Annotated in this window: 18 protein-coding genes; 7 read left to right on the top strand and 11 right to left on the bottom strand. The window is 65.1% G+C overall.

The window, feature by feature from the left end:
- Positions 1-234: 234 nt before the first annotated feature.
- The 4 genes from POF53_RS22810 (at position 235) to POF53_RS22795 (ending at position 3,074) form a co-directional block, all read left to right on the top strand.
- Positions 235-882, top strand: coding sequence for a FadR/GntR family transcriptional regulator (locus POF53_RS22810; protein WP_254464743.1), 648 nt, complete (start codon positions 235-237; stop codon positions 880-882).
- Positions 883-895: 13 nt separating this feature from the next.
- Complete coding sequence (locus POF53_RS22805) at positions 896-2,176, top strand: CynX/NimT family MFS transporter (protein ID WP_498969557.1); 1,281 nt, start codon at positions 896-898, stop codon at positions 2,174-2,176.
- A gap of 105 nt (positions 2,177-2,281) precedes the next feature.
- Entirely contained in the window at positions 2,282-2,740 is a 459-nt protein-coding gene (locus POF53_RS22800; protein WP_498969555.1) for a nuclear transport factor 2 family protein, read from the top strand.
- Positions 2,741-2,783: 43 nt separating this feature from the next.
- The gene (locus POF53_RS22795) at positions 2,784-3,074 is read left to right on the top strand and encodes a GIY-YIG nuclease family protein (protein WP_232855979.1); all 291 of its coding nucleotides are present in this window, start codon (positions 2,784-2,786) and stop codon (positions 3,072-3,074) included.
- A gap of 162 nt (positions 3,075-3,236) precedes the next feature.
- Here the strand turns inward: POF53_RS22795 and yejK are convergent, their stop codons facing one another.
- A complete protein-coding gene (gene yejK / locus POF53_RS22790; RefSeq protein WP_203650860.1) occupies positions 3,237-4,244 on the bottom strand; it encodes a nucleoid-associated protein YejK in 1,008 nt (335 codons plus the stop codon).
- Positions 4,245-4,635: 391 nt separating this feature from the next.
- Here yejK and POF53_RS22785 point away from each other — a divergent pair, with 391 nt between their 5' ends.
- Entirely contained in the window at positions 4,636-4,917 is a 282-nt protein-coding gene (locus POF53_RS22785) for an HU family DNA-binding protein (RefSeq protein WP_110738284.1), read from the top strand.
- Between the two features lie 50 nt (positions 4,918-4,967).
- On the opposite strand, the gene rlmF is transcribed toward POF53_RS22785, so the two are convergent.
- From rlmF to POF53_RS22760, 5 genes are all read right to left on the bottom strand, one after another.
- Positions 4,968-5,918: a 23S rRNA (adenine(1618)-N(6))-methyltransferase RlmF gene (rlmF, locus tag POF53_RS22780; RefSeq protein WP_498969553.1), complete on the bottom strand. Its 951-nt coding sequence runs from the start codon at positions 5,916-5,918 to the stop codon at positions 4,968-4,970.
- A 173-nt stretch (positions 5,919-6,091) separates the two neighbouring features.
- On the bottom strand, positions 6,092-8,938 hold the full coding sequence (locus tag POF53_RS22775) for a valine--tRNA ligase (RefSeq protein WP_232855977.1): 2,847 nt from the start codon (positions 8,936-8,938) through the stop codon (positions 6,092-6,094).
- A 227-nt stretch (positions 8,939-9,165) separates the two neighbouring features.
- A complete protein-coding gene (locus tag POF53_RS22770) occupies positions 9,166-9,540 on the bottom strand; it encodes a DNA polymerase III subunit chi (RefSeq protein ID WP_110738287.1) in 375 nt (124 codons plus the stop codon).
- 5 nt (positions 9,541-9,545) lie between these two features.
- Positions 9,546-9,974 carry a DNA polymerase III subunit chi gene (locus POF53_RS22765; protein ID WP_203650868.1) on the bottom strand — a complete coding sequence of 143 codons (429 nt, stop codon included), beginning with the start codon at positions 9,972-9,974 and terminating at the stop codon, positions 9,546-9,548.
- Between the two features lie 50 nt (positions 9,975-10,024).
- Positions 10,025-11,518 carry a leucyl aminopeptidase gene (locus POF53_RS22760; protein ID WP_254464741.1) on the bottom strand — a complete coding sequence of 498 codons (1,494 nt, stop codon included), beginning with the start codon at positions 11,516-11,518 and terminating at the stop codon, positions 10,025-10,027.
- 294 nt (positions 11,519-11,812) lie between these two features.
- Between POF53_RS22760 and lptF the strand changes: the two genes are divergently transcribed.
- Together lptF and lptG are read left to right on the top strand one after the other, a co-directional pair.
- Positions 11,813-12,928: an LPS export ABC transporter permease LptF gene (gene lptF, locus POF53_RS22755; protein WP_232855973.1), complete on the top strand. Its 1,116-nt coding sequence runs from the start codon at positions 11,813-11,815 to the stop codon at positions 12,926-12,928.
- A complete protein-coding gene (gene lptG / locus POF53_RS22750) occupies positions 12,921-13,982 on the top strand; it encodes an LPS export ABC transporter permease LptG (protein WP_050704120.1) in 1,062 nt (353 codons plus the stop codon). Before lptF ends, lptG begins: the two co-directional genes overlap by 8 nt.
- A gap of 214 nt (positions 13,983-14,196) precedes the next feature.
- Here lptG and POF53_RS22745 read toward each other — a convergent pair whose 3' ends face one another.
- The 5 genes from POF53_RS22745 to gcvP form a co-directional block, all read right to left on the bottom strand.
- Positions 14,197-14,685: an RDD family protein gene (locus tag POF53_RS22745; RefSeq protein ID WP_203650875.1), complete on the bottom strand. Its 489-nt coding sequence runs from the start codon at positions 14,683-14,685 to the stop codon at positions 14,197-14,199.
- A gap of 90 nt (positions 14,686-14,775) precedes the next feature.
- The gene (locus tag POF53_RS22740) at positions 14,776-14,988 is read right to left on the bottom strand and encodes a cold-shock protein (RefSeq protein ID WP_050704121.1); all 213 of its coding nucleotides are present in this window, start codon (positions 14,986-14,988) and stop codon (positions 14,776-14,778) included.
- Positions 14,989-15,335: 347 nt separating this feature from the next.
- Positions 15,336-16,457, bottom strand: coding sequence for a glycine cleavage system aminomethyltransferase GcvT (gene gcvT, locus POF53_RS22735; RefSeq protein WP_475859523.1), 1,122 nt, complete (start codon positions 16,455-16,457; stop codon positions 15,336-15,338).
- A gap of 26 nt (positions 16,458-16,483) precedes the next feature.
- The gene (locus POF53_RS22730) at positions 16,484-17,860 is read right to left on the bottom strand and encodes an L-serine ammonia-lyase (protein ID WP_498969548.1); all 1,377 of its coding nucleotides are present in this window, start codon (positions 17,858-17,860) and stop codon (positions 16,484-16,486) included.
- A 149-nt stretch (positions 17,861-18,009) separates the two neighbouring features.
- A complete protein-coding gene (gcvP, locus tag POF53_RS22725) occupies positions 18,010-20,865 on the bottom strand; it encodes an aminomethyl-transferring glycine dehydrogenase (RefSeq protein ID WP_498969546.1) in 2,856 nt (951 codons plus the stop codon).
- Between the last annotated feature and the right edge of the window lie 4 nt (positions 20,866-20,869).

Genomic DNA, 20,869 nt, shown 5'->3' with positions numbered 1-20,869 from the left:
AAGCGAAGCGTAGGGGCCGGATGAATGGAGCGAGGATTTTTTGGTTCCTTTTTGATCCTTCAAAAAGGGACCCGCCGTAAGGGCGGAAAGGTGACTATGCGTCACCATCGCCAATGAATGCGCATAAAAAAATAAAAACAATCATCCCCGAACCCGAACCCTTGCCCAATCCCCCACCAACCGCTATCGTCCAACCCCAAGAAAATTCATCCGATGACTGGACATACCCACCCCGTGCCCCCGCTCATCAAACGCTCCCTGGTAGAACAAGCCGTAGACCAGCTCCGCGACCGCATCGCCAAGGGCACCTGGTCCATAGGCCAACGCCTGCCCACCGAACCGGAGCTGGCCAGCGACCTGGGCATCAGCCGCAACACCGTCCGTGAGGCCATGCGCGTCCTGTCCTTCAGCGGCCTGGTAGAAATCCGCCAGGGCGACGGCAGCTACCTGCGTACCGCCGTCGACCCCTTGCAGGCCGTGCAGGTCATGTCCCGCTGCGCAGTCGAACACGCTCGCGAAACCCGCCATATCCTTGAAGCAGAAGCCATCGGCCTGGCCGCCGTGCGCCGCACCGACGCCGACCTGCAGGCCCTGCGCGAGGCCCTGCAGCACAGCGCGGAGCACTTCCATGGCGACGTCGACGCCTACGTCGAATGCGACCTGGTGTTCCACCAGCGCCTGGTGGACGCCGCCCACAACCCCGCCCTGAGCGAGCTGTACCGCTACTTCTCCAGCGTGGTCCGCGCCGCCCTGCAGCACAACATGACCACCGTCCCCCGTTGCCAGGCCGTGTTCGACCTGCACGGGCAGATCCTCGACGCCCTCGAACAACGTGATCCGGAGCGGGCCAAGCACCTGAGCCGGACCCTCATCGAATCCTGATAACGAGAAGGCCATGGCCGAACAACTGACCCGCAATACCGCTCCCCGCGAGGCGGAGCTCGAAGAACTGCTGATCGACGCCGAAGCCGACGACGAGCAGGTCCAGCAACAACCTGTCGTGCTGCGCAGGCCCTGGCTGTTGCTGCTGGGCCTGGTGCTGGTGGCGCTGAACCTGCGCCCGGCGCTGTCGAGCATGTCGCCGGTGCTCGGGCAGGTGTCCGAAGGGCTGGGGCTCAGCGCATCGCAAGCCGGCCTGTTGACCACCTTGCCGGTACTGTGTCTGGGGCTGTTCGCGCCACTGGCGCCGATCCTGGCGCGACGCTTCGGTAGCGAGCGGGTGATCTTCGGCATTCTGCTGACCCTGGCGCTGGGCATCCTGGTGCGCAGCACACTGGGCGCCACTGGCGTGTTCCTCGGCAGCCTGATGGCGGGGGCGAGCATCGGCATCATCGGCGTGCTGCTGCCAGGTATCGTCAAGCGCGACTTCCCCCAGCACGCCGGTACCCTGACCGGCGTCTACACCATGGCGCTGTGCCTGGGCGCCGCGATGGCCGCCGGGGCCACGGTGCCCTTGACCCGGCACTTCGATGACAGCTGGGCGCTGGGGCTGGGTTTCTGGCTGCTGCCTGCCTTGCTGGCGATGCTGGTCTGGCTGCCCCAGTCCCGTCAGGGCCATGGCGTGCACAAGGTGGCCTACCGGGTACGTGGCCTGTGGCGCGACCCGCTGGCCTGGCAGGTGACCCTGTACATGGGCCTGCAGTCGTCGCTGGCCTACATCGTGTTCGGCTGGTTGCCTTCGATCCTGATCGGCCGCGGGCTGAGCCCGACCGAGGCGGGGCTGGTGCTGTCCGGTTCGGTGATCGTGCAACTGATCAGTTCCCTGAGCGCGCCCTGGCTGGCCACGCGCGGCAAGGACCAGCGCCTGGCCATCGTGGTGGTGATGCTGGTGACCCTGGGCGGGTTGTTCGGTTGCCTGTATGCGCCGATCGAAGGGCTGTGGGGCTGGGCGATCCTGCTCGGCCTGGGGCAGGGAGGTACCTTCTCCCTGGCACTGACCCTGATCGTGCTGCGCTCCGGGGACGCCCATGTGGCGGCGAACCTGTCGAGCATGGCCCAGGGCGTGGGCTACACGCTGGCATCCATGGGGCCGTTCGCGGTTGGCCTGGTGCATGATCTGACCGGAGGCTGGAGCGCGGTGGGCTGGATCTTCGCGGTGCTGGGCGTCGGGGCGATCCTGTTCGGTCTCGGCGCCGGGCGGGCGCTGCATGTGCAGGTCAGCAGCGAGCACGTTTAAGGCGCTGGCTTGACCCGCGATCGTCATTCACGACGCGAATGGGCATGGTGTTGCTGGCATCCAGGCAGTATCTTGCGGGTTTCGCACCTTGCGCAGGAACAGTCCATGAGCGATGCCAACAGCGCCCTGATCACCCGTTTCTACCAGGCCTTCCAGCGCCTGGACGCCGAGGCCATGGTGGCCTGCTACAGCGATGACATCGTCTTCAGCGACCCGGTCTTCGGCACCCTGCGCGGGCGTGACGCGGGTGACATGTGGCGGATGCTCACCGCCCGCGCCAAGGACTTCACCCTGACCTTCGACGACGTGCGCAGCGATGGCGCGCACTGGGTGGCGACCTACCTGTTCAGCCAGACCGGGCGGGTGGTGGTCAACGATATCCAGGCGTGCTTCGTGATTCGCGACGGGCTGATCTGCCAGCACGACGATACCTTCGACCTGTGGCGCTGGGCGCGTCAGGCGCTGGGCATGCCGGGCGTGCTGCTGGGCTGGACGCCGATGCTGCAGAACAAGGTGCGCCAGCAGGCGTTCAAGGGGCTTCGCGCATTCCAGCAGGCGCGCTGAGGCGTTAAGCTGGCGGCCTTCTTCCGTTGCACCGAACCGAGCCGTGAGCGAAACAGCGACTTCCCCCGACTGCAAACCCTGGTACGTCTACCTGGTTCGTGCCGCCAATGGCTCGTTGTACTGCGGTATCAGCGACGATCCGCAGCGGCGTTTCATCAAGCACCAGAAAGGGCAGGGCGCGCGCTATTTCAAGACCAGCCCGGCGCAGGCGCTGGTGTATGTGGAGCAATGGCCGGACAAGGGCGAGGCCTTGCGCCAGGAGCGGTTGGTGAAGAAGCTGCGCAAGGCGGCGAAGGAGGCGTTGGTGGCGTCTTATGCCGGTGTCGGGGGGTAGTGGTCTAGCCGACGGTGGACCGGGTGTCGTCTGTGGTCCTGATAGATCGCTGGGGCTGCTTTGCAGCCCTTTCGCGACGCAAGGCCGCTCCTACAGATGACCGCGTTTCCCTGTAGGAGCGGCCTTGTGCCGCGAAAGGGGCGCAACGCGCCCCCGGCGATTTCAGTCCTTGCGTCGCTTCAACTGGTCGATCAGTTGCGTCGGCAAGCCCTTGATCACCAGCGTCCCCGCTTCTTCGTCATACTCCACCTTCGAGCCCAGCAAATGCGCCTCGAAACTGATCGACAACCCCTCGGCACGCCCAGTAAAGCGGCGGAACTGGTTGAGGGTACGTTTGTCGGCGGGGATCTCCGGCGACAGCCCGTAGTCGCTGTTGCGGATATGGTCGTAGAACGCCTCGGGCCGATCCTCGTCGATCAGGCTGGAGAGCTCTTCCAGCGTCACCGGCTCGCCCAGCTTGGTCTGGGTGGTGGCGTAGTCGACCAGGGTCTGGGTCTTCTCCCGGGCGGACTCTTCCGGCAGGTCTTCCTTCTCGACGAAATCGCTGAAGGCCTTGAGCAGGGTGCGGGTCTCGCCCGGGCCGTCGACGCCTTCCTGGCAGCCGATGAAATCACGGAAATAATCCGAAACCTTCTTGCCGTTCTTGCCCTTGATGAACGAGATGTACTGCTTGGAGTTCTGGTTGTTCTTCCACTCGGACAGGTTGACCCGCGCCGCCAGGTGCAGCTGGCCCAGGTCCAGGTGGCGCGACGGGGTGACGTCGAGTTCGGCGTTGACCGCCACGCCTTCGCTGTGGTGCAGCAGGGCGATGGCCAGGTACTCGGTCATGCCCTGCTGGTAATGGGCGAACAGCACGTGGCCGCCGGTGGACAGGTTGGACTCTTCCATCAGCTTCTGCAGGTGCTCGACCGCGATGCGGCTGAAGGCGGCGAAGTCCTTTTCCTCATCCAGATACTGCTTGAGCCAGCCACTGAACGGGTAGGCGCCGGACTCGCCGTGGAAAAAGCCCCAGGCTTTGCCTTGCTTGGCGTTGTAGCTGTCGTTGAGGTCGGCCAGCAGGTTCTCGATGGCGTCGGAGGCTACCAGTTCGCTGTCGCGCGCATGGAGCACGGCGGGGCTGCCATCGGGCTTCTTGTCGATCAGGTGAACGATGCAATGACGGATTGGCATGGAATTCTCGGTGGTCTGAGCGGTGAAAAGCCGCGCTGCAAAAGTCGCTCAGTTTACCTCAGGGTAGGGGTGATGCAGTGGCCAGATATTGGCACAAATGCCGGTTGTTCGTTTTTTGCTCATTTTTTTGCGATTTTTCCGAAAACCCCCGAAAAACCTGCACAAAATCAATGTCGACAGCGGATATTTCTCGATTCCTGTGGTAGCTTTGCGCGGTCTTGCGCCCCTTGGGTGGCGCATTGCTGGCAGATCGCTTGCGCGGTGTCGAACCAAACGCCGATTTGCGTATCTACATACGCGATCGACGCGGCCTCTGGATTGTCCCGGGCTGGCCCGACCACCGACCAAGCATGCTGCACAACCTCTGATTTGATAGGGAAGGAACACCACCATGGCACTGACCAAAGACCAACTGATTGCCGACATCGCTGAAGCTATCGACGCGCCGAAAACCACCGCGCGTAATGCACTGGAGCAACTGGGCCAGATCGTTGCCGACCAACTGGAAAACGGCGCCGAAATCACCCTGCCAGGCATCGGCAAGCTGAAAGTCTCCGAGCGTCCTGCCCGTACCGGCCGCAACCCTTCGACTGGCGCCGCCATCGAAATCGCTGCCAAGAAAGTCGTCAAGTTCGTTCCAGCCAAAGTGCTGACCGACTCGATCAACAAGTAATTGTTGATGCGTTGACGAAACCGCGCCCGGCTTGCCCGGGCGCGGTTTTTTCATGCCTGTGATTTGCGCGCGGCATGCCATTGCTGGCGTGCGCTGTCGTCCTGGAAACTCCAGGCGACCATGCGGCTCTGCTTCTGTCCCTGGCCCATCTCGACGATGCGCAGGGCCTTCACCCCGGCCTTCTTCAAGGCCGCCTCGATACCCGGCAGGTTGCTGGCCTTGGACACCAGGCTGGTGAACCACAGCACCTGGGTCGCGTATTGCACGCTTTCGCCGACCAGTTGGCTGACGAAGCGGATCTCGCCGCCTTCGCACCACAGTTCGTTGTTCTGCCCGCCGAAGTTCAGTACCGGCAATTTGCGCTTGGGGTCCTGTTTGCCGAGGTTCTTCCACTTGCGCTGGCTGCCGCGGGTGGCTTCCTCGCGGGAGGCATGGAACGGCGGGTTGCACAGGGTGACGTCGAAGCGTTCGTCGGTCTGCAGCAGGCCACTGAGGATATGCCTGGGCTGAGCTTGCTGGCGCAGGCTGATGGCCTTGTCGAGCTTGTTGGCCTGGACGATGGCCTTGGCCGAGGCCAGGGCCACACCGTCGATGTCGGAGCCGGTGAAGCGCCAGCGGTAGTCGCTGTGGCCAAGCAGTGGGTAGATGCAGTTGGCGCCGACGCCGATATCCAGGGCGCGTACCTGGGCGCCGCGGGGGATCTCGCCGGCATTGTCCTCGGCCAGCAGGTCGGCCAGCACGTGGATGTAGTCGGCCCTGCCGGGGATCGGCGGGCACAGGTAGTCGGCCGGAATATCCCAGTGCTGGATGCCGTACTGGGCCTTGAGCAGGGCGCGGTTGAACACCCGCACGGCCTCGGGGTTGGCAAAGTCGATGCTGGGCTTGCCGTAGGGGTTGGTGATGGTGAAGCGGGCCAGGTCCGGGTGCGCCTTGATCAGGGCGGGGAAGTCGTAGCGGCCCTGGTGGCGGTTGCGTGGGTGCAGGGTGGGTTTTTCGGTCATTGTCGGATCCGGTGTTGCCTTGCTGGTCCAGGGGCCGCTTTGCGGCCCTTTCGCGGCACAAGGCCGCTCCTACAGGAAAGCGCAGGCCTGTGAGCCATGCAATTCCCTGTAGGAGCGGCCTTGTGCCGCGAACGAGGGCGAAGCCCTCGCCGGTCAGTCAGCGATGTAGATGATTACAGCGCAGCAATCCGCGCATGCTGCTCGGTGAAGTTGGCCAGGGCCTGCTCCGACTCGGCCAGCTTGGCGCGTTCCTTCTCGATCACCGCAGGCGGTGCCTTGTCGACGAAGGCGGCGTTGGACAGCTTGCCACCGACGCGCTGGACTTCACCCTGCAAACGCTGGATCTCTTTGCTTAGGCGCGCAAGTTCGGCGTCCTTGTCGATCAGGCCGGCCATCGGCACCAGCACCTGCAGATCACCCACCAGCGCGGTGGCCGACAGCGGCGCTTCGTCCTGCTCGCCCAGCACGGTGAACGACTCGACCTTGGCCAGTTTCTTCAGCAGGGCTTCGTTTTCCTGCAGGCGACGCTGGTCGTCGGCGTTGGCGTTCTTCAGGAACAGCGGCAGCGGCTTGCCCGGGCCGATGTTCATCTCGGCGCGGATGTTGCGCAGGCCCACCATCAGCTCCTTGAGCCACTCGATGTCGCCTTCGGCGGCGGCGTCGATGCGGCTTTCGTTCGCTTCAGGCCACGGCTGCAGCATGATGGTCTTGCCTTCGATGCCGGCCAGCGGCGCGATGCGCTGCCAGATCTCTTCGGTGATGAACGGCATGAACGGGTGCGCCAGGCGCAGGGCGACTTCCAGCACGCGCACCAGGGTGCGACGGGTGCCGCGGGCACGCTCGACCGGGGCGTTCTCGTCCCACAGCACCGGCTTGGACAGCTCCAGGTACCAGTCGCAGTACTGGTTCCAGATGAACTCGTACAGGGCCTGGCTGGCCAGGTCGAAGCGGAACTGCTCGAGCTGACGGGTCACTTCGGCTTCAGTGCGCTGCAGCTGCGAGATGATCCAGCGGTCGGCCAGTGACAGCTCGTAGGCCTCGCCGTTCTGGCCGCAATCCTCGCCCTTGTCCAGCACGTAGCGGGCGGCGTTCCAGATCTTGTTGCAGAAGTTGCGGTAGCCTTCGACGCGGCCCATGTCGAACTTGATGTCACGACCGGTGGAGGCCAGCGAGCAGAAGGTGAAGCGCAGGGCGTCGGTGCCGTAGCTGGCGATGCCTTCGGGGAACTCGGCCTTGGTCTGCTTGGCGATCTTCTCGGCAAGCTTGGGCTGCATCATGCCGCTGGTGCGTTTTTCCAGCAGGGCGTCGAGGGTGATGCCGTCGACGATGTCCAGCGGGTCGAGGACGTTGCCCTTGGACTTGGACATCTTCTGACCCTGGCCGTCGCGGACCAGGCCGTGCACGTAGACGGTCTTGAACGGTACCTGCGGGGTGCCGTCCTCGTTCTTGATCAGGTGCATCGTCAGCATGATCATCCGGGCGACCCAGAAGAAGATGATGTCAAAGCCGGTGACCAGCACGTCGGTGGAGTGGAATTTCTTCAGGAACTCGGTCTGCTCCGGCCAGCCGAGGGTGGAGAAGGTCCACAGGCCCGAGCTGAACCAGGTGTCGAGCACGTCGTCATCCTGGCGCAGTTTCATATCGGCGCCGAGGTTGTGCTTGGCGCGCACTTCGGCCTCGTCGCGGCCGACGTAGACCTGGCCGGCCTCGTCGTACCAGGCCGGGATGCGGTGGCCCCACCACAGCTGGCGGCTGATGCACCAGTCCTGGATGTCGCGCATCCAGGAGAAGTACATGTTCTCGTACTGCTTGGGCACGAACTGGATGCGGCCGTCTTCCACGGCGGCGATGGCAGGTTCCGCCAGTGGCTTGGTAGAGACGTACCACTGGTCGGTCAGCCACGGCTCGATGACGGTGCCGGAACGGTCGCCTTTCGGGACTTTCAGGGCGTGATCGTCGATGCTGACCAGCAGGCCTTGGGCGTCGAGGTCGGCAACCATCTGCTTGCGCGCGACGAAGCGGTCGAGGCCGGCGTACTGGGTCGGCAGCGAGGTGTCGAGGCTATCGTTGACGCTGCCGTCGAGGTTGAACGCCTGCACGGCGGCCAGCACGGTGGCGTTCTTGTCGAAGATGTTCAGCAGCGGCAGGTTGTGGCGCTTGCCGACTTCGTAGTCGTTGAAGTCGTGGGCCGGGGTGATCTTCACGCAGCCGGTGCCGAACTCGGGGTCGCAGTAGTCGTCGGCGACGATCGGGATACGACGGCCGACCAGCGGCAGTTCGACGAACTTGCCGATCAGTGCCTGGTAGCGCTCGTCGGCCGGGTTGACGGCGACGGCGACGTCACCGAGCAGGGTTTCCGGACGGGTGGTGGCGACCACCAGGTGGTCCTTGCCTTCGGCGGTCTTGGCGCCGTCTGCCAGCGGATAGCGCAGGTTCCACAGGTGGCCCTTCTCGTCGTGGTTCTCCACTTCGAGGTCGGAAATCGCCGTGTGCAGCTTGGTGTCCCAGTTGACCAGGCGCTTGCCGCGGTAGATCAGGCCGTCTTCGTGCAGGCGCACGAAAGCCTCTTTGACCGCTTCCGACAGGCCGTCGTCCATGGTGAAGCGCTCGCGGCTCCAGTCCACCGACGAGCCCAGGCGGCGGATCTGGCGGCTGATGTTGCCGCCCGATTGATCCTTCCACTCCCAGACCTTCTCCAGGAACTTGTCGCGGCCCAGGTCATGGCGATTCTGGCCCTTGGCCTCGAGCTGGCGCTCCACCAGCATCTGGGTGGCGATACCGGCGTGGTCGGTGCCCGGCTGCCACAGGGTGTCGCGACCCTGCATGCGGCGGAAGCGGATCAGCGCGTCCATGATCGCGTTGTTGAAGCCGTGGCCCATGTGCAGGCTGCCGGTCACGTTCGGCGGCGGGATCATGATGGTGTAGGACTCGCCTGCACCTTGTGGAGCGAAATAGTTCTCGGACTCCCAGGTGTTGTACCAGGAAGTTTCGATGGCGTGCGGCTGGTAGGTCTTATCCATGCGCGGCGGGACCCTTAGGCATTAATTCGGGAAAGCCGGGAAGTATAACGGAGCCGCGAGTTTCAAGCGACAAGCTGCAAGATGCGATGGAGGAACGGGAGACGTGGTAGCAGGCGATGGCCCTTTCGCGGGTAAACCCGCTCCCACAGGTGGTGTGCAACCGTCGGGTTTGCACTGTACCTGTGGGAGCGGGTTTACCCGCGAAGGCCACACCGCGGGGGCGGGTCTTACTCGGAACGCTTGAGCAAGCGCTCCAGCCGCGCATCGAGGCGACGTTTGATCTCGGTCTCGATATGCGGGGTGAAGTCGTTGATCACATCCTGCATGATCAGTTGCGCGGCGGCGCGCAGTTCGGCGTCCAGGTGCAGCAGGGTGTCCTGGCGGCGGGCCTGGGCATCTTCTTCAGGTGCCGGGGCCGCTACCGGCGCTGCCTCGGCGACGGGCGGCGCGGCGGCAGGTTCGTCAAGCAACAGGGGAATCTGCTCCACCGTCTCGGTCAGCAGCGGCGGTTGCAGGTCGGCGTCGCCCAGCAGCTCGCGGATCGATTCAAGATCGTCGAGCAGGTGGGCGGAATGGGTCAGGGAGTTCAGCTGCTTGTCCATCGTCGTCAGAGTCGCTGTAAGCGGTGATCTTGCAGAGCATAGCCCTGTTCGCGGTAGAAACGGAATCGCTCGCGTGCGGCCAGGCGGATGGCCGGTTCCTCGACGACGATTTCGGCGACCCGCTCGAACTGGCCGACGAAGGCGGGAACATCGCCGCCCAGGTTGATCAGCAGGTCACGGTGTTCGCCGGCATCAGTGCCGACACCCAGCGCGACAATGGCGTCCGGGTGCTGTTCGGCGTGGTCGTGGGGCACGAAGGCCTCGCCCTTGAACTGCCACAGGCGCAGGTCGAGCTCGTTGCGTTGCGCCTCGTCCTGGCAATGCAGGTAGACCCGGTGGCCGAGGCGCCAGGCCTTTTCACACAGCTTGCAGGCGAAATCCAGCCGCACCGACAGTGAGTCGCTGGGCAGGATGTAGAAATCGACTTTGCTCATGATCGTTCAGTGCCGGCCGGTGGCGCGTGAGCGCCACCGGCCATGCGCCATCAGGCGCCGGCGCGGTCCAGCAGGTACTGGGTGAGCAGCGGTACCGGGCGGCCCGAGGCGCCCTTGTCCTTGCCGCCGCTGATCCAGGCGGTGCCGGCGATGTCCAGGTGCGCCCAGTGGTAGGCCTTGGCGAAACGCGACAGGAAGCAGCCGGCGGTGATGGTGCCGGCCTTCGGGCCACCGATGTTGGCGATGTCGGCGAACGGGCTGTCCAGTTGCTCCTGGTACTCGTCGAACAGCGGCAGCTGCCAGGCGCGGTCGTCGGCGCGCTTGCCGGCGTCCAGCAGTTGGCCGACCAGCGCGTCGTCGTTGCCCATCAGGCCCGAGGTATGGCTGCCCAGGGCGACGATGCAGGCGCCGGTCAGGGTGGCGATGTCGATCACCGCCTGCGGCTTGAAACGCTCGGCGTAGGTGAGGGTGTCGCACAGCACCAGGCGGCCTTCGGCGTCGGTGTTGAGGATCTCGACGGTCTGCCCGCTCATGGTGGTGACGATGTCGCCCGGACGGGTGGCGCCGCCGCTCGGCATGTTCTCGGCGCAGGCCAGCAGGCACACCAGGTTGATCGGCAGCTGCAGCTCGAGCACGGCGCGCAGGGTGCCGAACACGCTGGCGGCGCCGCACATATCGTACTTCATCTCGTCCATGCCGGCGCCGGGCTTGAGGCTGATGCCGCCGGTGTCGAAGGTGATGCCCTTGCCGACCAGCACGAACGGTTTTTCGCTCTTCTTGCCGCCCTGGTAGTTGAGCACGATCAGCCGCGGCGGCTGGTCGCTGCCCTGGCCCACGGCATAGAACGCGCCCATGCCCAGGTCCTTGATCTTCTTCTCGTCCAGCACCTCGACCTTGAGGCCTTTGTGCGCCTTGCCCAGGTCCTTGGCCTGCTCGGCGAGGAAGCTTGGGTGGCAGACGTTCGGTGGCAGGTTGCCCAGGTCGCGGGTGAAGGCCATGCCGGTGGCGATGGCGCTGGCGTGTTTCACGGCGCGCTCGGCCTCGGCCTGGCCGGCCTTGGCGGTGAGCAGGGTGACTTTCTTCAGGGCGCGGGGTTCGGCCTTCTGGCTCTTGTAGCGATCGAACACGTAGTTGCCGTCCAGCAGGGTCTCGGCCAGCAGGCGGTACTTGCCGTAGTGGCCGTCGCGGCCGGTGACGGCGATGTCGTCCAGGGCCAGCACGGCGTCGCTGCCGCCCAGGCCCTTGAGCACGCCGGCGACGCTGGCGACCAGCTTGCGCCAGGCGCGATCGCCGAGGGCTTCGTCCTTGCCGCTGCCGACCAGCAGCACGCGCTCGGCCTTCAGGCCCGGCAGGCTTTGCAGCAGCAGGGTCTGGCCTGGCTTGCCGGCCAGGTCGCCACGCTTGAGCAGCGCGCTGATTGCGCCTTCGCTGGCCTGGTCGACGGCCTTGGCCGTGGCGCCAAGCTTGCGCCCTTCACCCACGGGTACGACCAAGGTCGCGGTCTTGACGGATACAGCGGCTACGCTCTTTACAACCAATTCCATGTCTGGGGTCCCCGAATGATCTGTCTGTCAGTGGGCGCTGTCTTTCGCAAGCGCTCGGAACACGCGGCTGGCGGGCGATGCCTGCCAGCGGAAAAGCTGCCAGTTTGAGCCTGCCGCGACCACGATGACAACCCCGATATGCGCCATGCTGCGCGGCCAAGTGACAGGCGCCGTCAATCACAGGATAATGCGCGCACTTTTACATGGAGGTTCGCCTTGGCGAACCGGCATTGGTCTTGGCTGTCCGAATCGTTCGTTTGGCTGTCCGCCCCTGACAACCCAGGAGTGTCTGGTTTGATCGTCTTTCGTTATCTGTCCCGCGAGGTCCTGGTGACCTTGAGCGCCGTCAGCGCCGTGCTGCTGGTGATCATCATGAGCGGGCGCTTCATCAAATACCTGGCCCAGGCGGCCCAGGGCGCGCTCGATCCAAGCGTGCTGTTCATGATCATGGGGTTCCGCCTGCCGGGCTTCCTGCAACTGATCCTGCCGCTGGGGCTGTTCCTCGGCATCCTGCTCGCCTATGGCCGGTTGTATCTCGAAAGCGAGATGACCGTGCTGTCGGCCACCGGCATGAGCCAGCAGCGCCTGCTGACCGTGACCATGGTGCCGGCGGCGCTGGTCGCCCTGCTGGTCGCCTGGCTGAGCCTGAGCCTGGCGCCTCTGGGCGTTGCCCAGGTGCAGAAGATCATCGCCCAGCAGGATGCCCTGACCGAGTTCGACACCCTGGTGCCGGGCCGTTTCCAGACCCTGCGCGACGGCTCCCGGGTGACCTACACCGAACAGCTGTCCGATGACCGCATCAAGCTCGGCGGGGTGTTCATCTCCGAGAAGCGCTTCAACCAGGACAAGACCAAGGACCGCGCGCCTTCGGTGCTGGTCGCCGAGAAGGGCCACCAGGAAGTGCAGGCCGACGGCAACCGCTACCTGGTGCTGGAGAACGGCTACCGCTACGACGGCAATCCGGGCCAGGCCGACTACCGGGCGATCAAGTACGACACCTATGGCGTGCTGCTGCCCAAGCCGGAAGTCGCCGAGGAAGTCACCGACCGCGAAGCGATCCCGACGTCCGAACTGTTCGGGCATGAAGGCATTCGCGAGCGAGCCGAGCTGCAATGGCGCCTGTCGCTGCCACTGCTGGTGTTCGTCGTGACGCTGCTGGCGGTGCCGCTGTCGCGCGTCAACCCACGCCAGGGCCGCTTCCTCAAGCTGCTGCCGGCGATCCTTTTGTACATGGCCTATCTGACGATGCTGATTTCCGTGCGTAGCGCCCTGGAGAAGGGCAAGCTGCCCATCTCGCTGGGTATGTGGTGGGTCCATGGCCTGTTCCTGCTGATCGGCCTGGCGCTGATGTATTGGGAGCCGTTGCGCCTCAAACGCGCCGCCCGTCGTGCGGAGGTGGCCCGTGGTTAAACTGGACCGCTACATCGGCAAGAGCGTGCTGCTGGCGATCGCCGCCGTGCTGGGCATCATCCTTGGCCTGGCCTCGCTGTTCGCCCTGATCGACGAACTGAACGACCTGAGTGCCACCTATACCTTCATGGATGCTGGCAGCTTCGTCCTGCTGACCGCGCCGCGCCGTCTCTACGACATGCTACCGATGGCGGCCCTGATCGGCTGCCTGATCGGCCTGGGCAGCCTGGCCAGCAGCAGCGAACTGACCATCATGCGCGCCGCCGGCGTGTCCATCGGGCGCATCGTCTGGGCGGTGATGAAGCCGATGCTGGTGCTGATGCTGGTCGGCCTGCTGATCGGCGAGTACGTGGCCCCGGTGACCGAGAACAAGGCCCAGGCCGACCGATCGCTCGCCCAGGGTGGCGGCGAGGCGCAAAGCTCCAAGCGCGGCATGTGGCACCGCCAGGGCGAGGAGTTCGTGCATATCAACTCGGTGCAGCCCAATGGCCTGCTGCTGGGCGTGACCCGCTACCGCTTCGACGCCGAGCGCAAGATCCAGACCTCCAGCTTTGCCCGCCGGGCGCAGTATGTGGAAGGCAAGTGGATGCTCAACGATGTCTCCACGACCTACTTCCGCGGCGACCACACCGAAGTGGTCAAGAGCCCTGAAGAGGTGTGGGACGTCTCGGTGACGCCGGAGCTGCTCAACACCGTGGTGCTGGCGCCGGAGTCGCTGTCGATCACCGGGCTGTGGGACTACATCCACTACCTGGCCGACCAGGGACTGAACAACTCGCGCTACTGGCTGGCGTTCTGGACCAAGGTCCTGCAACCGCTGGTCACCGCGGCGCTGGTATTGATGGCGATTTCGTTCATCTTCGGCCCGCTGCGTTCCGTGACCCTGGGGCAGCGCGTGTTCACCGGCGTGCTGGTGGGCTTCGTGTTCCGCATCGCCGGGGACCTGCTGGGGCCATCGAGCCAGGTGTTCGGCTTCCCGCCGTTGCTGGCGGTGGTGATCCCAGCGGGGATCTGTGCGCTGGCGGGCTTGTGGTTGATGCGCCGGGCGGGTTGATGGCCTGAGCTGCACAAAGAAGCCGACCCTGGGGTCGGCTTTTTTGTGCGTAACGGGATGATCAGGATTAACTCATCCTATTGTAGGAGCGGCCTTGTGCCGCGAAAGGGGCGCAAAGCGGCCCCAGGGTCTGCGCCACAAGTCAGATTGCCGGGGCCGCTTCGCAGCCCTTTCGCGGCACAAGGCCGCTCCTACAGGGTGGTCGTCGCTCGGGCTATTTCTTGCGTTTGGGCACGCGCACCAGCTGCGTCTCGGAATAGATGTCGTGCCAGCTGCGCTGGCGCTTGTCGATCAACGACCAGAAGAACCCCAGCCCCAGGCACAGCCATGAGGCGATCGACACCACGAAACGCAGCAGCGCCTGCCACAGGCTGATGGCGCTGCCGTCGGCGTTCTGCACGCGCATGCCCCACACTTGCATGCCCAGGGTCTGGCCGCCATGGGTCCAGAATTTGGCGAAGAAGCCGAACAGGGCGAACAGCAGGATCGTCGACAGCAACGGATCGCCATCCAGCGCGCCGGCCTCGGTCAGCTCACGCATGCGCGCCTCGCCGATGATCGCCATCTGGATCATCTTGTAGGCGCCGGCGGTGACGATCAGCAGGGCGGTGCACAGCAGGAAGTCATAGAACATCGCGGCCAGCCGGCGGCCCAGGCCGACGGGGGGGAAGTCACCCTGGGGTGAGAGCAGGGGCTTGGACATGCAGGACGGCTCCGAATGGCGAAGCCGCTATTCTACGGGTAAAAAAAAGCCCCTGCACTTGGCAGGGGCTTTTTGAATTCGGGTAATCGCTTAGGCGACAACCTGAACTTTGTCAGCCTGCAGGCCTTTCTGGCCTTGCACGGCTTCGAAGGTGACTTTCTGGCCTTCTTTCAGGCTCTTGAAGCCGTTGCCTTCGATGGCACGGAAGTGAACAAACAGATCAGCACCGCTCTCAGGGGTGATGAAGCCGTAACCTTTCTCGTCATTGAACCACTTGACGGTACCGTTCTGACGCTCAGCCATTGTCTTATTTCCTATGAAACTTGAATTTTGATGACAGTTTCTTTCACGCTTTTGTAAGTGAAAGACTACTGGGCTGGGTTGCAGGAAAGTAAGAGACGTCGAACGGGTTGTAGCAGATTGCGGCTACTGGCCCAGGTCACGAACTGTTGCGACCCATGCAAACACAGTGCGATGACTCTACGCCAACTGCCGAGCGAAAAACAAGCCCTTGCGGGGGGTGAAAATCAGGGTTTTCCCGATAACCGAACGATTTGTCGGAAACGGCGTGGCGCCTGGGCTGGCGCTATGTTCAGAAGTTATTGGACAGGTTCGAAAACGAATATGTCGAACCCGTCCAAACCACTCATTCAGCCACGGTAGTAACGTTGTGCCACGAAAGGCATTTTGCTGACCTTAAGGGCAACTTGCTTGCCGCGGACCACAGCAAACAGAGCGGTATCCAGTGCGGCATGTTCGCTATCGACATACCCCATTGCCACCGGGGCGCCGAGCGTCGGACCAAATCCACCGCTGCACACCTGGCCGACAATTTTGCCGGTGCCGTCGACAATCTCGGCACCCTCGCGCACCGGGGTGCGTTCCTGCGGCAGCAGGCCTACGCGCTTGCGTGCAACTCCTTGTTGCTGCTGGGCGAATACGGCTGCGGCGCCGGGGAAACCACCGGCACGTGCGCCGTCGGCACGGCGCACCTTGGAGATCGCCCACAGCAGACTGGCCGCGATCGGCGTGGTGGCCGTATTCATGTCGTGGCCATACAGGCACAGGCCGGCTTCCAGGCGCAGCGAGTCGCGTGCCCCCAGGCCGATTGGCTGTACCTCCGGCTCGGCCAGCAGGCGGCGGGCCAGGGCTTCGGTCTTGTCGGCCGGCACGGAAATCTCGAAACCGTCCTCACCGGTGTAGCCCGAGCGGCTGACATAGCAGTCGGCGCCGAGCAGTTGAACGGGCTGGAACTGCATGAACGTCATCTTCGCCACTTCCGGGGCCAGGCGCTCCAGCACCTTGACCGCCGCCGGGCCTTGCAGGGCGAGCAGGGCGCGTTCCTCGAACAGCGGCTGGATCTCGCAGCGATTGCCGATATGCTTGCGCAGGTGCGCCAGGTCCTGGTCCTTGCAGGCGGCGTTGACCACCAGGAACAGGGTGTCGTCACCGAGGTTGGCGACCATCAGGTCGTCGAGGATGCCGCCCTCGGCGTTGGTGAACATGGCGTAGCGCTGCATGCCCACCGGCAGGTCGATGATGTCCACCGGTACCAGGCTTTCCAGGGCCTGGGCGGCGTCGCTGCCGCGCAGGATGATCTGGCCCATGTGCGAGACGTCGAACAGGCCGGCCTGCTCGCGGGTGTGCAGGTGCTCCTTGAGCACGCCCAGCGGGTACTGCACCGGCATGTCGTAGCCGGCGAAGGGCACCATGCGCGCGCCCAGTTCCAGGTGCAGGGCGTGCAGCGGGGTCTTGTGCAGTGTTTCGGACATCGGTGACTCCTCGTTTTTTGTTCGGGTCAACATTCAATGATGTTGACGGCCAGACCGCCGCGGGCGGTCTCCTTGTATTTGCTTTTCATGTCGGCGCCGGTCTGACGCATGGTGCGGATGACCTTGTCGAGGGAGACGTAATGCTGCCCGTCGCCGCGCAGGGCCATGCGCACCGCGTTGATCGCCTTCACCGAGCCCATGGCGTTGCGCTCGATGCAAGGCACCTGGACCAGCCCGCCGATGGGGTCGCAGGTCAGGCCCAGGTTGTGTTCCATGCCGATCTCGGCGGCGTTTTCCACCTGCTGCGGGCTGCCGCCCATCACTTCGCATAGGGCGCCGGCGGCCATCGAGCAGGCCACGCCGACCTCGCCCTGGCAGCCGACCTCGGCACCGGAGATCGAAGCGTTTTCCTTGTAGAGGATGCCGATTGCCGCTGCAGTGAGCAGGAAGCGCACCACGCCGTCTTCATTGGCACCGGGGACGAAGCGCATGTAGTAGTGCAACACCGCCGGGACGATGCCGGCGGCGCCGTTGGTCGGCGCGGTGACCACGCGCCCGCCGTAGGCGTTTTCCTCGTTCACTGCCAGGGCGTAGAGGTTGACCCAGTCGAGTACCGACAGCGCATCGCGCAGGCTGGCCTCTGGATGACGGCTGAGCTGGCGGTACAGCGCCGGTGCGCGGCGCTTGACCTTGAGCCCGCCGGGCAGGATGCCCTCATGCCTGCAACCCGCCTCGACGCAGTCCTGCATCACCTGCCAGATGCGCAGCAGGCCGGCGCGGGTCTCGGCCTCCGGACGCCAGGCGGCTTCGTTGGCCAGCATCACCTGGCTGAACGACAGCTGCTCGGTGGTGCAATGGGCCAGCAATTGCTGGCCGGTCTTGAACGGATAGGCCAGCACGGTGCTGTCCTCGACGATGCGGTCGTGGCCCGCGGCTTCTTCGTCGACCACGAAGCCGCCACCCACCGAGTAGTACTCGCGACTGCGGATCTGCAGGCCGGCGGCGTCGAAGGCGCGAAAGATCATGCCGTTGGGGTGGTATTCCAGCGGCTTGCGGATCATCGCAAGGTGCTGCTTCTCGACGAAGGCGATTTCGTGCTCGCCGAGCAGGCGCAGGCGGCCGCTGTCGCGGATCGCCTGCAGGCGGGCGGGGATGGTTTCGGTGTCGACGGTGTCCGGGTGCTCGCCCTCCAGGCCCAGCAACACGGCCTTGTCGCTGCCGTGGCCCTTGCCGGTGGCGCCGAGCGAGCCGTACAGCTCGGCCTTGATGCTGACCGTGCCGGCCAGCAGGCCGTCACGGCGCAGGCCTTCGGCGAAGCGCGCGGCGGCGCGCATCGGGCCGACCGTGTGCGAGCTGGAGGGGCCGATGCCGATCTTGAACAGGTCGAAGACGCTCAGGGACATGGTGCAACCTCCTGGGTGAGTCGGCATGCGCGGGCGTGGACTGCGTGGGAGCGGGCTTGCCCCGCGATAGGGCCGATACCGCAAATCGCGGGGCAAGCCCGCTCCCACAAAGCCTGCTCCCACAGGCTCACTCCTACATGGAAGAGCTATCAAACGTCCTGATAGCTCTCGATCGACGGGCAGGCGCAGACCAGGTTGCGGTCGCCGAACACGTTGTCGACCCGGCCCACCGGCGGCCAGTACTTGCCTTCCACCAGGCTCGGCAGCGGGTACACCGCCTGCTCGCGGCTGTAGCCGTGGGTCCATTCGCCGGCCAGCTCCGCCGCGGTGTGCGGGGCGTTCTTCAGCGGGTTGTCGTCCTTGTCCAGGCTGCCGTTCTCGACGGCGCGAATCTCCTCGCGGATCTGGATCATCGCGTTGCAGAAGCGGTCCAGTTCCTCTTTGGACTCGCTTTCGGTCGGTTCGATCATCAGCGTGCCGGCCACCGGGAAGGACATGGTCGGGGCGTGGAAGCCGAAGTCGATCAGGCGCTTGGCCACGTCGTCGACGCTGATGCCGCTGGTGTCCTTGAGCGGACGCAGGTCGAGGATGCACTCATGCGCCACCAGGCCGTTGCTGCCGGTGTACAGCACAGGATAGTGCTCTTCCAGGCGACGGGCGATGTAGTTGGCGTTGAGGATCGCCATCTGCGAGGCGCGCTTGAGGCCGGCGCCACCCATCATTCGAATGTACATCCAGGTGATCGGCAGGATGCTGGCGCTGCCGAACGGCGCGGCGCACACGGCGCCCGTGGTGTTCTCCAGCGTCGCGTGGCCGGGCAGGAACGGCGCCAGGTGCGACTTGACGCCGATCGGGCCGACGCCCGGGCCGCCACCGCCGTGGGGGATGCAGAAGGTCTTGTGCAGGTTCAGGTGCGAGACGTCGCCGCCGAACTTGCCCGGTGCGCACAGGCCGACCATGGCGTTCATGTTGGCGCCATCGATGTACACCTGGCCGCCATTGTCGTGGATGATCGCGCAGATCTCGCCGATGGCTTCCTCGAACACGCCGTGGGTCGACGGGTAGGTGATCATGATCGCCGCCAGGCGCTCGCGGTGCTCGATGGCCTTGGCGCGCAGGTCGTCGATGTCGACGTTGCCGCGGGCGTCGCAGGCGGTGACCACCACGCGCATGCCGGCCATGTGCGCGGTGGCGGGGTTGGTGCCGTGGGCCGAGGACGGGATCAGGCAGATGTCGCGGTGGCTGTCGCCACGGCTGCGGTGGTAGGCACGGATCGCCAGGAGGCCTGCGTACTCGCCCTGGGAACCGGCGTTGGGCTGCAGCGATACGGCGTCATAGCCGGTGGCGGCGCAGAGCATGGCCTCCAGCTCGGTGGTCATCTGCAGGTAGCCCTGGCTCTGCTCGGCCGGGGCGAACGGGTGCAGGTTGCCGAACTCGGCCCAGGTCACCGGGATCATCTCGCTGGCGGCGTTGAGCTTCATGGTGCACGAGCCCAGCGGGATCATGCTGCGGTCCAGCGCCAGGTCCTTGTCGGCCAGGCGGCGCAGGTAGCGCATCAGCTCGGTTTCGCTGTGATAGCGGTTGAACACCGGGTGCTCGAGAATGGCCGACTGGCGCAGCAGGCCAGCCGGCAGGCGCACGGCGACAGTGTTGGCCAGGGCGGCGAGGTCCGGGGTGGCCTGGCCGTCGGCGAACAGCTGCCACAAGGCCTCGACATCGGCCTGGCTGCTGGTTTCGTCCAGCGACAGACCCAGATGGGCGGCGTCGACCTGGCGCAGGTTGATGCCCTGGGCGCGGGCCTTGTCGTGCAAGGCGCTGGTAGCGCTGCCGGTGGCCAGGGTCAGGGTATCGAAGAAGTCGCCGGTGACCACTTTCACGCCCAGTTTGGTCAGGCCGGTGGCCAGGATCGCGGTCAGTGCGTGGGTACGCTCGGCGATGCGCTTGAGGCCGGCCGGGCCGTGGTACACGGCGTACATGCTGGCGATGTTGGCCAGCAGCACCTGGGCGGTGCAGATATTGCTGGTGGCCTTCTCGCGGCGGATGTGCTGTTCGCGGGTCTGCATGGCCAGGCGCAGGGCGCTTTTGCCGAAGCGGTCGATCGATACGCCGACCAGGCGCCCCGGCATGTCGCGCTTGAACGCGTCGCGGGTGGCGAAGTAGGCCGCGTGCGGGCCACCGAAGCCCAGCGGCACACCGAAGCGCTGGGCGCTGCCGATGGCCACGTCGGCGTCGAATTCGCCCGGCGGGGTGAGCAGGGTCAGGGCCAGCAGGTCGGCGGCCACGGCCACCAGGGCGCCTGCGGCGTGGAAGCGCTGCACCACTTCGCGGTAGTCGAACACGTCACCGTTGCTGGCCGGGTACTGCAGCAGAGCGCCGAAGAAGGCGCTGACATCGCCCAGTTCACGCTCGTCGCCCACCACCACCTCGATGCCCAGCGGCTCGGCACGGGTGCGCAGCACGTCGAGGGTCTGCGGGTGGCAGTGCGCGGAGGCGAAGAAGGCATGGCTGGCCTTGTTCTTCGACAGGCGCTTGCAGAAGGTCATGGCTTCGGCGGCGGCGGTGGCCTCGTCGAGCAGGGAGGCGTTGGCGATCGGCAGGCCGCTGAGGTCGCTGATCAGGGTCTGGAAGTTCAGCAGCGCTTCCAGGCGGCCTTGGGAGATCTCGGGCTGGTACGGGGTGTAGGCGGTGTACCAGGCCGGGTTTTCCAGCAGGTTGCGCAGGATCGGCGCCGGGGTGTGGGTGTTGTAGTAGCCCTGGCCGATGTAGCTCTTGAACAGCTGGTTTTTGCCGGCGATGGCTTTCAGCGCGGCGAGGGCGTCGGCCTCGCTCTGGCCGTCTTCGCTGCCGAGCACGCTGGTGCCCTTGATGCTGTCGGGGATGACCGCAGCGGTCATCGCCTCCAGCGAGTCGAAGCCCAGGGTGGTGAGCATGGCCTGCTCGTCAGCGGCGCGCGGGCCGATGTGACGGGCGATGAATTCGTTGGCGGTGCCGAGGTTGATGGTCATGGTG

The organism is Mitsuaria sp. RG (assembly GCF_028369275.1).
Taxonomy (GTDB): Bacteria; Pseudomonadota; Gammaproteobacteria; order Pseudomonadales; family Pseudomonadaceae; genus Aquipseudomonas; species Aquipseudomonas peradeniyensis.
Note: the sequence above shows the minus strand (reverse complement) of the source record. Positions and strands in the feature narration are given on the sequence as shown.

Bases quoted from the DNA above. Each gene is read 5' to 3' on its own strand.
- POF53_RS22760 (WP_254464741.1), bottom strand. From the start codon at position 11,518: ATGGAATTGGTTGTAAAGAGCGTAGCCGCTGTATCCGTCAAGACCGCG.
- POF53_RS22770 (WP_110738287.1), bottom strand. From the start codon at position 9,540: ATGGACAAGCAGCTGAACTCCCTGACCCATTCCGCCCACCTGCTCGAC.
- POF53_RS22730 (WP_498969548.1), bottom strand. From the start codon at position 17,860: ATGTCCCTGAGCGTCTTCGACCTGTTCAAGATCGGCATCGGCCCCTCC.
- POF53_RS22765 (WP_203650868.1), bottom strand. From the start codon at position 9,974: ATGAGCAAAGTCGATTTCTACATCCTGCCCAGCGACTCACTGTCGGTG.
- POF53_RS22785 (WP_110738284.1), top strand. From the start codon at position 4,636: ATGGCACTGACCAAAGACCAACTGATTGCCGACATCGCTGAAGCTATC.
- gcvP (WP_498969546.1), bottom strand. From the start codon at position 20,865: ATGACCATCAACCTCGGCACCGCCAACGAATTCATCGCCCGTCACATC.
- yejK (WP_203650860.1), bottom strand. From the start codon at position 4,244: ATGCCAATCCGTCATTGCATCGTTCACCTGATCGACAAGAAGCCCGAT.
- gcvT (WP_475859523.1), bottom strand. From the start codon at position 16,457: ATGTCCGAAACACTGCACAAGACCCCGCTGCACGCCCTGCACCTGGAA.
- rlmF (WP_498969553.1), bottom strand. From the start codon at position 5,918: ATGACCGAAAAACCCACCCTGCACCCACGCAACCGCCACCAGGGCCGC.
- POF53_RS22740 (WP_050704121.1), bottom strand. From the start codon at position 14,988: ATGGCTGAGCGTCAGAACGGTACCGTCAAGTGGTTCAATGACGAGAAA.
- POF53_RS22805 (WP_498969557.1), top strand. From the start codon at position 896: ATGGCCGAACAACTGACCCGCAATACCGCTCCCCGCGAGGCGGAGCTC.
- POF53_RS22745 (WP_203650875.1), bottom strand. From the start codon at position 14,685: ATGTCCAAGCCCCTGCTCTCACCCCAGGGTGACTTCCCCCCCGTCGGC.
- POF53_RS22775 (WP_232855977.1), bottom strand. From the start codon at position 8,938: ATGGATAAGACCTACCAGCCGCACGCCATCGAAACTTCCTGGTACAAC.
- POF53_RS22800 (WP_498969555.1), top strand. From the start codon at position 2,282: ATGAGCGATGCCAACAGCGCCCTGATCACCCGTTTCTACCAGGCCTTC.